The organism is Micromonospora sp. NPDC049201 (assembly GCF_055586805.1).
The window spans coordinates 130,609-145,369 of record NZ_JBVJHM010000002.1 but is presented as its reverse complement, the minus strand read 5'-3'; the positions used below and the strand labels follow the sequence as shown (position 1 = coordinate 145,369).

General features: G+C 74.9%; 13 protein-coding genes. 8 read left to right on the top strand and 5 right to left on the bottom strand.

Going from position 1 to position 14,761, the window contains the following annotated elements:
- The first annotated feature begins 83 nt into the window (after positions 1 to 83).
- From ACZ6O5_RS04325 to ACZ6O5_RS04305, 5 genes are all read left to right on the top strand, one after another.
- A complete protein-coding gene (locus ACZ6O5_RS04325; protein WP_465974421.1) occupies positions 84 to 3,140 on the top strand; it encodes a sensor histidine kinase in 3,057 nt (1,018 codons plus the stop codon).
- Complete coding sequence (locus tag ACZ6O5_RS04320; RefSeq protein WP_089155226.1) at positions 3,137 to 3,544, top strand: roadblock/LC7 domain-containing protein; 408 nt, start codon at positions 3,137 to 3,139, stop codon at positions 3,542 to 3,544. The genes ACZ6O5_RS04325 and ACZ6O5_RS04320 overlap by 4 nt, the downstream gene beginning before the upstream one ends.
- Before the next feature lie 62 nt (positions 3,545 to 3,606).
- A complete protein-coding gene (locus tag ACZ6O5_RS04315; RefSeq protein ID WP_091065900.1) occupies positions 3,607 to 3,969 on the top strand; it encodes a DUF742 domain-containing protein in 363 nt (120 codons plus the stop codon).
- The gene (locus tag ACZ6O5_RS04310; protein WP_465974420.1) at positions 3,950 to 4,567 is read left to right on the top strand and encodes a GTP-binding protein; all 618 of its coding nucleotides are present in this window, start codon (positions 3,950 to 3,952) and stop codon (positions 4,565 to 4,567) included. The genes ACZ6O5_RS04315 and ACZ6O5_RS04310 overlap by 20 nt, the downstream gene beginning before the upstream one ends.
- A gap of 118 nt (positions 4,568 to 4,685) precedes the next feature.
- A complete protein-coding gene (locus ACZ6O5_RS04305) occupies positions 4,686 to 5,651 on the top strand; it encodes a ferritin family protein (protein WP_465974419.1) in 966 nt (321 codons plus the stop codon).
- Between the two features lie 6 nt (positions 5,652 to 5,657).
- On the opposite strand, the gene ACZ6O5_RS04300 is transcribed toward ACZ6O5_RS04305, so the two are convergent.
- From ACZ6O5_RS04300 to ACZ6O5_RS04280, 5 genes are read right to left on the bottom strand one after another with little or no spacing between them, the layout of a single operon-like run.
- Positions 5,658 to 6,746: a uroporphyrinogen-III synthase gene (locus ACZ6O5_RS04300; protein ID WP_107157472.1), complete on the bottom strand. Its 1,089-nt coding sequence runs from the start codon at positions 6,744 to 6,746 to the stop codon at positions 5,658 to 5,660.
- Positions 6,747 to 7,094, bottom strand: coding sequence for a nitrite reductase small subunit NirD (nirD, locus tag ACZ6O5_RS04295; protein ID WP_465974418.1), 348 nt, complete (start codon positions 7,092 to 7,094; stop codon positions 6,747 to 6,749).
- Positions 7,091 to 9,631, bottom strand: coding sequence for a nitrite reductase large subunit NirB (gene nirB, locus ACZ6O5_RS04290; protein ID WP_465974417.1), 2,541 nt, complete (start codon positions 9,629 to 9,631; stop codon positions 7,091 to 7,093). Before nirB ends, nirD begins: the two co-directional genes overlap by 4 nt.
- Positions 9,628 to 11,118, bottom strand: coding sequence for an FAD-dependent oxidoreductase (locus ACZ6O5_RS04285; protein WP_465974416.1), 1,491 nt, complete (start codon positions 11,116 to 11,118; stop codon positions 9,628 to 9,630). The genes nirB and ACZ6O5_RS04285 overlap by 4 nt, the downstream gene beginning before the upstream one ends.
- The gene (locus tag ACZ6O5_RS04280) at positions 11,115 to 13,223 is read right to left on the bottom strand and encodes a molybdopterin oxidoreductase family protein (RefSeq protein ID WP_465974415.1); all 2,109 of its coding nucleotides are present in this window, start codon (positions 13,221 to 13,223) and stop codon (positions 11,115 to 11,117) included. The genes ACZ6O5_RS04285 and ACZ6O5_RS04280 overlap by 4 nt, the downstream gene beginning before the upstream one ends.
- Positions 13,224 to 13,376: 153 nt before the next feature.
- Here ACZ6O5_RS04280 and ACZ6O5_RS04275 point away from each other — a divergent pair, with 153 nt between their 5' ends.
- The 3 genes from ACZ6O5_RS04275 to ACZ6O5_RS04265 all read left to right on the top strand — a co-directional run bounded on the left by ACZ6O5_RS04275 (position 13,377) and on the right by ACZ6O5_RS04265 (position 14,686).
- Complete coding sequence (locus ACZ6O5_RS04275) at positions 13,377 to 14,069, top strand: class I SAM-dependent methyltransferase (protein WP_465974414.1); 693 nt, start codon at positions 13,377 to 13,379, stop codon at positions 14,067 to 14,069.
- Between the two features lie 73 nt (positions 14,070 to 14,142).
- A complete protein-coding gene (locus ACZ6O5_RS04270) occupies positions 14,143 to 14,403 on the top strand; it encodes a DUF6364 family protein (RefSeq protein ID WP_107157478.1) in 261 nt (86 codons plus the stop codon).
- On the top strand, positions 14,393 to 14,686 hold the full coding sequence (locus ACZ6O5_RS04265; RefSeq protein WP_107157479.1) for a hypothetical protein: 294 nt from the start codon (positions 14,393 to 14,395) through the stop codon (positions 14,684 to 14,686). Before ACZ6O5_RS04270 ends, ACZ6O5_RS04265 begins: the two co-directional genes overlap by 11 nt.
- The last annotated feature ends 75 nt before the right edge of the window (positions 14,687 to 14,761 follow it).

Below are 14,761 nucleotides of genomic sequence, written 5' to 3'. Positions count from 1 at the left end.
CGGCCGTGCCGCGCGTGGCGCTGGCCGCTGCACCAGGCACGGGTCAGCGGGTCACGCGTGGAAGAAACGACGGAGGCGATGTCGTGAGCACCGGACCTACGACCCTGCCCGGGAGCCCCAGCGCCGAACAGCGGAATCGGCGGCGGCGTCTACCTCGGCTGCGTGACGCGCGGATCCGCTCCAAGCTCGCCCTCATCCTGGTCGTTCCGGTGGCGGCTGTCATCGCACTGGCAACTATCCGACTTATTTCGGTGGGCCAGGGCGCGTACGAGGCGGACCAGGTCCGGGCGCTGACCGCGGTCTCGGTCGACGTCTCGGCGCTCACCCAGGACCTGCACAAGGAACGGATGGCGGCAGCCGCCTTCCTGGCCGACACGAACCAGAAGCCGGACGACTACAACCTGCGGGTCCGTCGCACCGACGAGCGCATCGCGGCCTACCGGGAGGAGCGCGGCACGCTCGGCGACGTGCCGGCCGCGGTCCGGGACCGGCTGAAGGTGATCGACGACCACCTGGAGACGCTGAACGGCACCCGCCAGGAGGTGCTCGACCGCCTCCAGATGCCGGTGGCCGAGGCGAGCCTGCGCTACGGCATCGTCCTCGACGACCTCGTCGCGTACGGCGACACGCTGGCCCAGCAGCCCGGCGCGGAGAGCCTCGCCGACGCCCGCCGCGCGGTGGCCGCGTTCGCCCACGCCAAGGCCGAGGTGGCGGAGGAACAGGCGGTCGTGTTCACCGCGCTCGCGGTCGGCAACCGGATCGACGAGGAGCAGTTCTCCTCGTTCGTGGCCACGCTGACCGGCCAGCAGGAGGCCCTGCTCTCGTTCTCCCGGGCCGCCGCTCCGGAGCAGCGGGGCCTGGTGGACCGCACCGTCTCCGGTGACGCCGTCCAGCTCGCCGACCGGGTCGCGGCCGACCTGTCCCGGTCCATCGGCAAGCCCGCGCTGGTCACCCGCGACGAGGCGTCCGCCGCCATCGGCGCGGTCGACGACCTGATGCGGTGGGCGGAGATCCAGCTCCTCGACGAGCTGCTCGCCGACGCCGACGCGGTCCGCACCGACGTGATCCGGCAGGCGTTCGTGGAGAGCCTGCTCGTGCTGCTGACGCTGGCCGTCGCCGTGACGCTCGCCGTGGTGCTCGCCCGCTCGCTCAACGACTCGCTGCGTCGGCTCCGTGAGGGCGCGCTCTCCGTGGCCAACCACGACCTGCCGGACGCGGTGAGCCGGCTCCAGAACGTCAACGCCATCGGTGACGGTGGCGTGGACGAGATCGTCCAGCAGGTGCGGGACCCGATCAAGCTGACCAACCGCGACGAGGTCGGCCAGGTGGCGGTGGCCTTCAACGTGGTCCACCGGGAGGCGGTCCGGGTGGCGGCCGAGCAGGCCGCGCTGCGGACCAGTGTCTCGGCGATGTTCCTCAACCTGGCCCGCCGCTCGCAGAGCCTGGTCGACCGGATGATCGGCGAGCTGGACGCGATCGAGCGCGGCGAGGAGGACCCGAAGCGGCTCGCCCAGCTCTTCGAGCTGGACCACCTGGCCACCCGGATGCGCCGCAACGACGAGAACCTGCTGGTCCTGGCCGGCGCCGACTCGGCCGTGCCGCGCCGCGACGACGCGCTCCTGGTCGACGTGCTGCGCGCCGCCCAGTCCGAGGTGGAGCTCTACAACCGGATCGAGTTCGGCACCGTGGACATCGACATCTCGGTGGCCGCGCAAGCCGTCAACGACGTGGTCCGTCTGGTCGCGGAGCTGCTCGACAACGCCACCCGGTTCTCGCCGCCGAACACCGTGGTGGTGGCCGACGGCCGGCGGATCCGTGACTACGTGCTGATCCAGGTGGAGGACCGGGGCCTCGGCCTCACCGACGACCAGCTCGACTCGCTCAACCGGCGGTTGGCCGCGCCGCCGACCGTCGACGTGGCCGCGTTCCGGCTGATGGGTCTGGCCGTGGTCAGCCGGCTCGCCTCCCGCCACGGGATCCGGGTCGAGCTGCGCCGCAACGTCGAGGGTGGCACGGTCGCCCAGGTCACGCTGCCGAACTCGACGGTGGTGCTGCCGGCCAACCGGGGCCAGGCCCCGCTGACCCGGCCGCGCCAGCCGCTCGCCGTCGAGCAGTCGCCGCTCAGCCAGGTCGGTGCCGCCGACGCGCTGGCCGGTGCCGGTCGGGGCGGCACCGCCACCCTGGCCGACCAGTGGCGCAGCACGGTCACCCCGCCACCCGCGCGGTGGCAGGCGCCCGCCGACGCGCGGGACACCGCGCCGGCCGTGCAGTTCGGCGGCCTGCCCGGCACGCTGCCTCCGGTGCCCGCCGCCGCCCCGGTCGCCGCCGCGCCGGCCCCGGAGACGGGCTGGTCGGCGGGAGGCCCGACGGTCGCGTACCCGGCTCTCGAACCGCTGCCCAAGCGGACGCCGAACGGTGAGACGGCGACGACGACCAACCCCGCGCCGTCGGCCTTCCAGGCGTTCGCCGCCGCGCCGCCGGTGGAGGCCACCCCGGCCGCGCCGGTGGTGGCCCGACCGGACCGGCCGGCCGAGGCGCCGATATTCCGGGAGATGGAGGCGGTCTGGTTCCGCTCGCACGGAGAGGACGAGACCACCATCTTCACCCGCCCCCGGTTCGACGAGCCGCCACCCGCCGCGGCGCAGGCCGCCCCGGCGCAGGCCGCCCCGGCGCAGCCCGCCGCGTCGGCCCGGCCGCCGCTGCCCACCCGAACCCCGGGGGCCCAGGCTTCGGGGCTGAGCACACCGCCCGCGTACAGCCCGCCGGCGGCCCCGTCCACACCGCCCGCCCCGTCCACACCGCCCGCCGCGGCGGTGCCGCCCGCGCCCGCGCCGGAGCCCGCGCCGGCTCCGCCGATCGACCCGGAGGCGTGGCGGACGGCGGCCGACGACGGTTGGTCCCGGGCCAGCCAGGCCGCGGAGCCCACGACCGGCGGCACGACCCGGTCCGGCCTGCCCAAGCGGGTGCCGCAGGCGCAGCTCGTGCCGGGCGGGATCGAACCGAAGAGCGGCCGGGACCGCAGCCGACGCACGCCGGACGAGGTACGGGGTCTGCTCTCCGCCTACCACCGTGGCGTCCAGCGGGGCCGCACGGCCGGCACCGATCTGAACAGCACCTCGACCAAGGAGACGAACCGATGAACAGGCCGGCGGCCATGCAGGACATGGGTTGGTTGCTCACCAACTTCGCCGACAGTGTGGCGGGTATCGCGCACGTGGTGGCGGTGTCCGCGGACGGGTTGCTCCTCGCCTCCTCCCGGGATCTGCCCCAGGACCGGGCCGACCAGCTCGCCGCGATCACCTCCGGCGTGGTCAGCCTCACCGAGGGCGCGGCGCGGATGTTCAGCGCCGGCGGCGTGTTGCAGACCGTGATCGAGATGGACAGTGGCTATCTCTTCCTGATGTCCATCAGCGACGGCTCGTCGATGGCCGTGCTCGCGGCCCGTAGCTGTGACGTCGGGCAGGTCGGCTACGAGATGGCGTTGCTGGTGGAGCGGGTCGGTCAGGCGCTGGTGCCGCTGCCGCGGGACGCCGTCCGTTCCTGACGCTCTGTTGACCTGGTGATCCGGAGCCGGTCCGGCTCCGTACGAGGGGAGGTGATCGCGAGATGGAACCGCGACGTGATCCGCGTGGCGCGTTGGTGCGACCGTACGCGGTCACCCGCGGCCGCACCGAGCCGTTGCAGAACATCGCGCTCGAGGCGGTCCTGTCGAGCACGGCCACCCAGTCCGCCGAGGCGCGGTTCGCCGGGCACGACAAATACCGCATCTCCTCGGTCTGTGAAGGCCGGGCACAGTCGCTGGCGGAAATCGCCGCTTACACCCGGATGCCGCTGGGCGTCACCCGGGTGCTGGTCGCCGACATGGTGGCCGAGGGCCTGCTGACGCTACACAGTGCCGCTCCCGCGACGGGCTTCGCGGCGCGGATGAACCTGCTTGGAAGGGTGCTAAGTGGACTTCGCGAACTATGACCCCGACGGGGCGAGCCGCGGCCGGGAGATCATCTCCGCGAAGATCGTGATCGCGGGTGGCTTCGGGGTGGGTAAGACCACCCTGGTCGGGGCGATCTCCGAGATCCAGCCGCTGACCACCGAGGCGTTGATGACAGCGGCCGGCGTGGGCATCGACGACTCGTCGAAGGTGCCGGGCAAGGAGACCACCACGGTCGCCATGGACTTCGGCCGCATCACCATGGCCGAGGACCTGATCCTCTATCTGTTCGGGACGCCGGGTCAGACCCGCTTCTGGTTCATGTGGGACGAGATCATCCGGGGCGCGGTGGGCGCGGCGGTGCTGGTGGACACGCGCCGGATCACCGACGCGTTCGCGCCGCTGGACTACTTCGAGAACCGCAAGCTGCCGTACGTGGTGGCGCTGAACCGGTTCGACGACGCGCCGCACTACGAACTGGAGGAGGTCCGGGAGGCGCTCGCCATCTCGCCGGACGTCCCACTGGTGATGTGCGACGCGCGGCACCGGGACTCGGTCAAGCAGGTGCTGGTGACAGTGGTCGAGCACGCCATGCTCCGGCTCCAGGCCGAGCACGGCTATCCGGCCTCGGTGGGCTGACCCGGCGCGTCGCACTTCGGGTACTTCGCCGCTGAACTGGGAAAACTTAGGATCCCCCCGAGCATCGTCACGCTGTGTGAAGAAGTTTTCACGGCGGGTTCGGAGGAGAGGGGATTCGATGCGCACAGTCAGAGGCGTCACGGCGCTGGCCGCCGGCGTCGTGCTCGGCGTCGGCCTGGTGGGGGCGCCCGCCCAGGCGGCGGTGACGGACGACACGACCCGGGCCAACACGCTGCGGGCCATGCGGGGCGAGGCGTTCGCCCACGCCAGTTACCTGGCGTACGGGGCGGAGGCGGCACGCAACGACCACGACGGCATCGCCAAGCTGTTCACGGCCACCGCCGCCACCGAGCTGAACGAGCACTTCACGGAGGAAGCGGCGCTGATCGACTTCGTCGGCTCCGACGAGGCGAACCTGCGCGACTCGATCGCCGGCGAGTGGCACGAGGCCACCGTGGTCTACCCGGGCTACGCCCGGCAGGCCCGCCGGGACCGCTGCCCGCAGGCCGCGCGGTTGTTCCAGGAGTTGGCGGCCGACGAGGCGCGGCACGCCGCCCGGTTCCGGCTGGCCCAGTACGCGACCACGCACCCGGGCTCCGGGGTGGGGGTCCCCACCGGCGAGCCGGTCCCGCCGGTGCCGATCACCGCCGGTGAGCCGGTCTGCTCCGGCGCGACGCAGGACAACCTGGAGGCGACGACGCGCGGCGAGGCGTTCGCGTACGCGAAGTACACGCTCTACGCCCGGCACGCCCGCGACGGCGGTCGGCTTCGCCTGGCCCAGCTCTGGGAGAACACCGCCGGTCAGGAACTCGGCGAGCACTTCAGCGAGGCGGCCACGCTCGCCGGCCTGGTCCACGGCGACGCGGTGAACCTCCGCACGGCGATCGACGGCGAGCTCTACGAGGCGACCACCATGTACCCGTCCTTCTCCCGGCAGGCGGCCTCGGTCGGCGAGGACGAGGCGGCCGACCTGTTCGCCGAGATCGCCCACGACGAGGCCGGGCACGCCTCGGCGTTCCTGCTCGCCCTGGTCGACCTGGAGGTCGGCGGCGCGGGCGGGGCACGCGACGCCCGCCGGAGCTGAGCCGGCTCAGTCCACCCGGAGGCGGTAGCCGCGCTTCACGACGGTCTGCACCACCCGGGGCGCCCGCAGCCCCACCCGCAGCCGGGCCACCGCCATCTCGACGGCGTGTTCGTCAGCGCCCCGGGGCAGCGTGCGCAGCAGCGCGGTGCGGGAGAGCACCTTCCCGGGCGACGCGGCCAGCGCCCGCAGCACGGCCATCGGGGCCGGCGCCAACTGGCGCAGCTCCCCGTCCACCACCGCGGCGTGACCGCGCAACGTGAGCACGTGCCCCGCCGCCTTCACCGAGACCGTGCGGCGGGGCAACTCCTCGACGATGGTCCGGACCAGCGCGCCGAGCCGGGCCCGGCTCGGCGCGCTGACCGGCACCCCGCGCCGCACCAGCGGTTCGGCGGTGACCGTGCCCACGCACCCGGCCAGCACGTCGCCGCGCAACGCCGCCAGCACCGTCTCGGTCCGGTCCCCGGCGGCCCGCAGCAGCGCCTCGGCCGCCGGGGCGGAGGTGAACGTGACGGCGTCGACCAGCCGGCCGGCGACCAGGTCGATGAGCCGGTGCAGCGGCGCCGGGTCGGCCGGTGGCGCCCACCGGTAGACCGGCACCTCGATCACCGTGGCCCCGGCCGCGACCAGCGCCTCGGTGCACTCCGGCTGCCGGTCGCCGTGCAGTTGCAGCGCCACCACCTGGCCGGCCACGCCGCGCCGGACCAGGTGCTCGACCACCTCGTCGCAGGACTCCGAGGCGGGCGACCAGTGCTCACGCAGCCCGGCCGCGCGGATCGCCCCGGTCGCCTTCGGCCCGCGGGACACCACGTACGCCCGGGTGAGCGTGTCCCGCAGCGGCTCGGCCAGCCCCCAGCCCTCGGCCGCCTCCAGCCAGCCCCGCATCCCGATGCCGGTGTTGGCCATCAGCACGTCCGGCGGGTGTGCCAGGCAGGCCCGGGTCGCCTCGCGCAGGTCGGTGTCGTCGGCAAGCGGCACGATCCGCAGCGCCGGGGCGAGCACCACCCGGGCGCCACGCCGCTGGAACAACGCGGCCAGCTCGTCGCGCCGCCGGTCCGCGGTGACCCCGATGGTGAAGCCCGCCAGTTCGTCCCGCATTCACTCCTCCTGCCGCAGCCGCACCTCGACCAGGCCGTCCCGGCAGCGCACCGGGTGCCGCCGCAGCGTCACCCCGGGCAGGTCCAGGCAGTGCCCGGTGGTGAGGTCGTACACCTGCTTGTGCAGGGGGGAGGCGAGCGTCGGCACCCCGCCCCGGCTGCCCACCAGGCCCCGCGACATCACGTACGCGCCGCCGACCGGGTCCAGGTTGTCCACCGCGAACAGCCCGCCGACGGTGCGGAAGAGCGCGACCTGCACGCCGTCCACGAGCGCCGCCACGCCCCGGTCGAGGTCGAGCCGGTCCAGCGGGCAGACCGGCGTCCAGCCCAGCGTCACGGTCGGGCTCATCGGCGTACCTCCGGCAGGCCCAGCACGACGGGCTGCCGCCGGCCCTCCCCGCCCGGTGGCGCACCGCGCGCCGGCACCGGCTGCCCCCGCTCCACCGCGAAGGTGATGGACGGGTCCGGCACGTCCGGCGCGTTGACGAACGAGGTGAAGCGGCGCAGCCGTTCCGGGTCCTCCAGCACGTCCCGCCACTCGTCGGAGTACCCGTCGACGTGCCGGGCCATCGCCGCGTCGAGGTCGGCGCAGAGCCCCAGCGCGTCGTCCACCAGCACCGACCGGAGGTGGTCGAGGCCGCCGTCCATGGCCTCGATCCAGGCGGCCGTCCGCTGCAGGCGATCCGCGGTGCGCACGTAGTACATGAGGAACCGGTCGATGAGTGTGACCAGCTCCTCGGTGCTCAGGTCGGTGGCGAACAGGTCGGCGTGCCGGGGCCGGAAGCCGCCGTTGCCGCCGACGTACAGGTTCCACCCGGTCTCGGTGGCGATGACGCCGAAGTCCTTGCCGCGCGCCTCGGCGCACTCCCGGGCGCAGCCGGAGACCGCCGACTTCAGCTTGTGCGGCGCGCGCAGGCCCCGGTAGCGCAGCTCCAACGCGATGGCCAGCCCGACCGAGTCCTGCACGCCGTACCGGCACCAGGTGTCCCCGACGCAGGACTTCACCGTGCGCAGCGCCTTGCCGTACGCGTGCCCGGACTCGAAGCCGGCGTCGACCAGCCGACGCCAGATCTGCGGGAGCTGGTCGACCCGCGCGCCGAACAGGTCGATCCGCTGCCCGCCGGTGATCTTGGTGTAGAGGTGGAAGTCCCGCGCCACCTCGCCGATCGCGATCAGCTTCTCCGGGGTGATCTCCCCGCCGGGGATCCGGGGCACCACCGAGTAGCTGCCGTCGCGTTGCAGGTTGGCCAGGAAGTGGTCGTTGGTGTCCTGGAGGGACGCCGCCTCGCCGTCGAGCACGTGCCCGGTGCCCAGCGAGGCGAGGATCGAGGCCACCACCGGCTTGCAGATGTCGCAGCCGCGTCCGCGCCCGTGCTCGGCGACCAACCGGGAGAACGTGCCGATGCCCCGCACCCGGACCAGGTCGAACAGCTCCTGTCGGCTCAGGTCGAAGTGCTCGCAGAGCGCGGTGGACTGCCGCACCCCGGCGGCGTCCAGCAACTGCTTCAGCATCGGCACGCAGGAGCCGCAGCTCGTGCCGGCCCGGGTGCACGCCTTCAGCGCCGGCACGTCGGTCGCCCCGCCGGCGATCGCCGCGTCCAGGTCGGCCCGGGTCACCGCGTTGCAGGAGCAGACCTGCGCGGCGGCGGGCAGCGCGCCGGCCCCGGCCCCCGGGCCGCCGGCCGGGGCCAGCAGCGCCAGCGGGGGACCGGGCAGCGGGCCGCCGACGCTCGCCCGCAACGTCGGGTAGGCGCTCGCGTCGCCGACCAGCACGCCGCCGAGCAGCGTCCGCGCGTCGTCGGAGAGGACCAGCTTCGCGTACGAGCGGGTGGCCGGGTCGGTGTACGTCACGTCGAGGCAGCCGGCGGTGACGCCGTGCGCGTCGCCGAACGAGGCCACGTCCACGCCGAGCAGCTTCAGCTTGGTCGCGGTGTCCGCCCCGGGGAACGTGGCCGCGCCACCGAGCAGCCGGTCGGCGACCACCTCGGCGGTCGCGTACCCGGGCGCGACCAGACCGTGGCAGACGCCCTCCACCGCCGCGCACTCGCCGACCGCCCAGATCCGCTCGTCGGCGGTCCGGCACGCCGCGTCCACAAGCACCCCGCCGCGCGGGCCCAGCGGCAGCCCGGCGGCGCGGGCCAGCTCGTCCCGGGGCCGGATCCCGGCCGCGACCACCACCAGCTCCGCGTCGACCGTGCGGCCGTCCGCGAGGTCCAGCGCGGCCACCGTGCCGTCCGGGCCGGGGCGCAGCGCCGTGGTGGCCACCCCGAGGTACGGGGTGACGTCCAGCTCCTCCACGTAGCGCCGCAGCATCGCCCCGCCGGCGTCGTCCACCTGCACCGGCATCAGCCGGGGCGCGAACTCGACCACGCTGGTGGCGAGCCCCAGCAGGCGCAGCGCGTTGGCCGCCTCCAGGCCGAGCAGGCCGCCGCCGATCACCGCGCCGGTCCGCCGGCCCCCGGCGTGTGCCCGGATCGCGGCCAGGTCGTCGAGTGTCCGGTAGACGAAGACGCCCGGCAGGTCGGTGCCGTCGACCGGCGGGACGAACGCGTACGAGCCGGTGGCCAGCACCAACGCGTCGTACGGGTGCTCTCCGGTCGCCGTGGTCACCACCCGTCGCGCCCGGTCCACGCCGGTGGCCGGCTCGCCCAGCCGCAGCTCCACGCCGTCGTCGGGGGTGTGCAGGCTCAACTCGTCCGCGTCGACGCCGTCGAAGACCGCCGAGAGCCGCACCCGGTCGTACGCCGGGCGCCGCTCCTCGGCCAACACGGTGATCCGCCACCGCCCGTCCCGGTCGCGGGCCCGCAGCGCCTCCACGAAGCGCTGCCCGACCATCCCGTTGCCGACCACCACCAGCCTGCTGATCCGCTCGCTTCGCTCGCTCATGACACCTGCACCGCCTCCCGATCCGCATCCGTCTCGCGTACCTCGTCGGTTGTCGGCGGGTCCGCCTCGGCGAGCCAGGCGGCGATGCCGGTCACCGCGTCCCGGCAGCCGCCACAACCGGTGGCGGCCCTGGTCGCCGCGGACAGCGCCGCGACGCTCCGGGCGCCGGCCCGCCAGCCCGCCACCAGCGCGCCCCTGGTCACGTCGTTGCACCGGCACACGACGGCCGCGTCCGGCATCAGCGCCGGGGACGCGGCCGGCTCGGCCGGTGCGCCGACCGCGCGGCCGAGCAGCAGCGCGCGCCGGTCCGCCGGCACCGGTGCGCCCCGGTCGAAGAGCTGCACCACGGTGCCGACCGCCGGGTTGTCGCCGAGCAGGATCGCGCCGGTCAGCCGCTCGTCGCGGATCCGCAACCGGGCGTACGTGCCGCGGGCCGGGTCGGCGAACGTCAGCTCCTCGACCGGGCCGGTCCCGTCCGGGTCGCCGGTCCCGGCCAGGTCGCCCATCGCGGCCAGGTCGATCCCGGCCGCCTTCAGCCGGGTCACCGTCGGTCGGGGCCGGTAGCGGGCCGCCTCGTCGTCCCCGGTCAGCACGTCGGCCACCACCCGCGCCTGCGTCCAGGCGGGCGCCACCAGCCCGGTCAGCGTCCCGTCGTGCTGGGCGCAGTCGCCCACCGCCGAGATGCGCGGGTCGCTGGTCCGCATCCGGTCGTCCACCACCACGCCCCGGTCGACGGCGAGCCCGGCCGCCCGGGCCAGCGCGGTGTCCGGGCGTACGCCGCAGCAGAGCACCAGCAGGTCGGCCGCGAGCGGCTCCCCGTCGGCCAGGTGGAGCCGGACGCCGTCGGCGTCGGCGGTCACCCGGGTCGCCGGCACGCCGAGCCGGGCCCGGACGCCGAGCCCGGTCAGGGTGCCCGCGAGGACCGCCCCGGCGACCGGGTCGAGCTGCCGTTCCATCAGGTGCCCGTGCGGGTGGACCACCGTCACGTCGAGGCCCCGGGCGGCGAGGCCCCGGGCCGCCTCCAGCCCGAGCAGCCCGCCGCCGAGCACCAGGGCGCGACGCGCGTCCCGGGCGACGGCGAGGATCCGTCGGCAGTCGGCGAGCGTGCGGAACGGGACCACCCGGCCGGGCAACGGGTCGAGCCCGGGCAGCGGTGGCACCACGGCCCGGCTGCCGGTGGCCAGCACCAGATGGTCGTAGCCGTACCGGCCGCCGTCGGCGGTGCGGACCTCGCGGGCCGTCCGGTCGACGGCGGAGACCGGCGAGCCGGTCCGTACGTCCACCCGCGGACCGAGCGCCTCGACCAGCTCCACGTCCGGCTCGCCGATCTTCCCGGTGAGCAGTGTGGAGAGCATGATCCGGTTGTACGCCCGGTGCGGCTCCGCCCCGAGCACGGTGATCCGGCGGTCCCCGCCCCGCGCGTGCAGCTCGGCGGCGAGCCGGGCCCCGGCCATGCCGTACCCGACCACGACGATGCGCCCGGTCATGCCCGCTCCACCCGGACCGCGCAGATCTTGAACTCGGGCATCCCGGAGACCGGGTCGAGCGCGTCGTTGGTGACCGAGTTGGCGCGGGCCGCGCCGGGCCAGTGGAACGGGGCGAAGACGGTGTCCGGCCGGATCGCCGGGCTGAGCCGGGCCGGCGCGCGCAGCTCGCCCCGGCGGGAGACCACCCGCACCGGCGTCCCGTCGGTCACGCCGAGTCGGGCGGCCAGGTCGGGGTGCAGCTCGACGAAGCCGCCCGGCGCGGCCCGGCGCAGCGCGGCGACCCGTCGGGTCTGCGTGCCGGACTGGTACTGCGCCAGCACCCGGCCGGTGGTGAAGTGCAGCGGATATTCGGCGCAGACCGGCTCGGCGGCCGGGCGGTGGGTCACCGGGTGGAACCGGGCCCGGCCGTCCGGGGTGGGGAACCGGTCGGCGAAGAGGCGGGGCCGGTCCGGTCCGTCCACGTCCGGGCAGGGCCAGAACACGCCCTCGTCGGCGTCGATCCGGTCCCAGGTGATCCCGGCGTAGTCGGCCGGGCCGCCGGCCGAGGCGCGGCGCAGCTCCTCGAACACCGTCCGCGGGTCGGTCGGCAGCGGTGCGCCGTCGGTCAGGCGGGCGGCCAGCGCGGCGAGGATCTCCAGGTCGGTGCGGACGCCGGCGGGTGGCGGGCGGAACGCGCGCCGGCGCAGCACCCGTCCCTCCAGGTTGGTCATCGTGCCGTCCTCCTCGGCCCACTGGGTCACCGGCAGCACGACATCGGCCAGCTCGGCCGTCTCCGAGCGGAGCAGGTCGGCGACCACGAGCAGGTCGAGGTCGCGCAGCCGGGACTCGATCCGGGCCGCGCGGGGCGCGGAGACGACCGGGTTGGAGCCGAACACCAGCAGCGCCCTCGGCCCGGACGGGGTGCCGAGCGAGTCGAGCAGTTGGTAGGCGGGCACCCCGGGGCCGGGCAGCGTCGCCGGGTCGACGCCCCACACGCCGGCCACGTGCTCCCGGGCCGCCGGGTCGTCGATCCGCCGGTAGCCGGGGAGCTGGTCGGCCTTCTGCCCGTGCTCGCGTCCGCCCTGCCCGTTGCCCTGCCCGGTCAGGCAGCCGTAGCCGGAGCCGGGTCGGCCGGGCAGGCCGAGCGCGAGCGCCAGGTTGATGAAGGCGGTGACCGTGTCGACGCCCTTGGCGTGCTGCTCGGCCCCCCGGGCGGTGAGGATGATCGCGCGGTCCGCGCCGGCCAGCGCGCGGGCGGCGGCCTCCAGGTCGGCCACCGGCACGCCGGAGAGGCGCTCCACCTCCGCCGGCCAGCAGCCGGCGACGGTGCGTCGGACCTCGTCGAACCCGGTGGTACGCGCCGCGACGTACGCCCGGTCGACGAGGCCCTCGGTGAGCGCGATGTGCAGCAGCGCGTTGGCCACCGCCAGGTCGGTGCCGGGCAGCGGTTGCAGGTGCAGGTCGGCCTGGCGGGCGGTGGCGGTGGCCCGGGGGTCGATCACGATCAGCCGGCCGCCGCGCGCCCGCTGGTCGGCGACGTGCCGCATCAGCGGCGGCATGGTCTCGGCCGGGTTCGCGCCGACGAGCAGCAGCGTGTCCGCCCGGGCCAGGTCGGCGAGCGGGAACGGCAGGCCCCGGTCGACGCCGAAGGCGCGGTTGCCGGCCGCGGCGGCCGACGACATGCACCAGCGTCCGTTGTAGTCGATGTGCCGGGTGCGCAGCGTCACCCGGGCGAACCGGCCCAGCGCGTACGCCTTCTCGTTGGTCAGCCCGCCGCCGCCGAAGACCGCGACCGCGTCCGGGCCGTACCGGTCGCGGACCGCGTGCAGGCCGGCGGCGACCCGGTCGAGCGCCTCGTCCCAGCCCGCCGGGCGCAGCTCGCCGCCGGGCCGGTCGCGCAGCAGCGGCGTGGTGAGCCGCTCCGGGTGGTCGAGCAGTTCGGCGGCGGTCCAGCCCTTCTGGCACAGCCCGCCCCGGTTGGTGGGGAAGTCCCGGGCGCCGACCTCGACGCCGTCGCCGGCACCGCGCAGCACCATGCCGCACTGCAACGCGCAGTACGGGCAGTGCGTGGCCGCCTCCCGGGGGAGCACCCCCGATCGCGTCGCCACGCGTGCACCGTCTGTCATGTCGGAAAAGCGTGCCGCCGGGCAGTTTCCGGCCCGGGTCCCTTCTGTTTCGGTCCTGTCAAGAGCGCCTCACACCGCACGGGGCTGACGGAACGGATCGACTGGTCTAGAATGTGAGAAAAATATCCCACTAAATGGGAGGCAGATGTGCGTGTGACGGAGGCTTTCGACGCCGTGGCCGGCCGCTACGACGAGGCCCGACGCCGGCTGGTGCCCTGCTTCGACGCGTTCTACGGCACCGCGATCGAGGTGGCCGCGCCGCCGCTGCGGGCCGCGCTGGCCGCCGGGCGTACCCCCGAGGTGCTGGATCTCGGCGCGGGCACCGGCCTGCTCTCCCTGCTGCTGTCCGCGGCGGTCCCCGGCGTCCGGCTGACGCTTGTCGACGGCGCGCCCGCCATGCTCGCGGTCGCCACCGGCCACCTGACCGCCCGCGGGGTGCCGCACCGCACGGTCCACGCCGACCTGGCCGACCCGCTGCCCGCCGGCCGCTACGACGCGGTGGTCTCCGCGCTGGCCATCCACCACCTCGACGACGACGGCAAGCGGGCGCTCTACCGCCGGGCGGCGGACGCGCTCGCGCCCGGCGGCGTGTTCGTCAACGCGGAGCAGGTGGCCGGCCCCACCCCGGCGCTGGACCGGCGCTACGACGAGGTGTGGACGGCGCGGATCACCGAGTTGGGCTCCGGCGCCGACGAGATCGCCGCCTCCCGGGAACGGATGCGCTACGACCGGCCGGCCACCGTGGCCGACCAGTGTCGCTGGCTCGGCGAGGCCGGCCTGGCGGACGTGGACTGCTTCTTCAAGGAGTGGCGCTTCGCGGTCTTCGGCGGCCACCGCCCGCGGTGACCCCGGTGTCCGGTTCCCCGGTCCGCGCGAGTGGGGATGACTGGCGGTCATACCGGTGGGTAGGCTGCCTGGCATGACCGCCAAGGTGACACTGTCGTTCTCCGACGAGACCATCGAGGAGGCGCGCCGGTTCGCCAAGCGGGAAGGGCTCTCCCTCTCCGCCTGGATGGACCGGGCCGCCCGGGAGAAGGCGCTGCGCGAGGTCTTCACCGCGCACGCCGCCGCGGTCACCCGGGCCGGCCTGGACCTGGAGTCCGCCGCCCTGGCCGACGCCCAGGAGGCCGCGATGGTCGACGACGCCCTGTTCGGCGGCGGGCGTCCGCGTGCTGCGTAGGGGCGAGGTCTGGCGCATCTCCGGCGCCCGGGAACGGTACGGCCTGGTCATCAGCTCCGACGTCTACAACGCCACCGACGTGCCGATCGTGATCGTCGCCGAGGTGGTCGAGGAGTCGCTGCTGCGCGACTCGCCGCTCGCGGTGCGCACGGGCGGCTTCGTGGTGATGCCCGACCGGCTCTCCGCGCCGATGAAGAAGTGGTTCACCGAGTGCGTGGACGTGGCGGACGCCGAGACCATGCAGCGGGTCGGCCGGGCGCTGCGGATCCTCCAGGAGCTGTGACGATCTCACCGCCGTGGTCCGGCGGACGTGCGGTCTCCGTTTCCGGCCCGACGCGCGCAGGGCACCCCGGGGAAA

Bases quoted from the DNA above. Each gene is read 5' to 3' on its own strand.
- ACZ6O5_RS04320 (WP_089155226.1), top strand. From the start codon at position 3,137: ATGAACAGGCCGGCGGCCATGCAGGACATGGGTTGGTTGCTCACCAAC.
- ACZ6O5_RS04315 (WP_091065900.1), top strand. From the start codon at position 3,607: ATGGAACCGCGACGTGATCCGCGTGGCGCGTTGGTGCGACCGTACGCG.
- ACZ6O5_RS04305 (WP_465974419.1), top strand. From the start codon at position 4,686: ATGCGCACAGTCAGAGGCGTCACGGCGCTGGCCGCCGGCGTCGTGCTC.
- ACZ6O5_RS04300 (WP_107157472.1), bottom strand. From the start codon at position 6,746: ATGCGGGACGAACTGGCGGGCTTCACCATCGGGGTCACCGCGGACCGG.
- nirD (WP_465974418.1), bottom strand. From the start codon at position 7,094: ATGAGCCCGACCGTGACGCTGGGCTGGACGCCGGTCTGCCCGCTGGAC.
- nirB (WP_465974417.1), bottom strand. From the start codon at position 9,631: ATGAGCGAGCGAAGCGAGCGGATCAGCAGGCTGGTGGTGGTCGGCAAC.
- ACZ6O5_RS04285 (WP_465974416.1), bottom strand. From the start codon at position 11,118: ATGACCGGGCGCATCGTCGTGGTCGGGTACGGCATGGCCGGGGCCCGG.
- ACZ6O5_RS04280 (WP_465974415.1), bottom strand. From the start codon at position 13,223: ATGACAGACGGTGCACGCGTGGCGACGCGATCGGGGGTGCTCCCCCGG.
- ACZ6O5_RS04270 (WP_107157478.1), top strand. From the start codon at position 14,143: ATGACCGCCAAGGTGACACTGTCGTTCTCCGACGAGACCATCGAGGAG.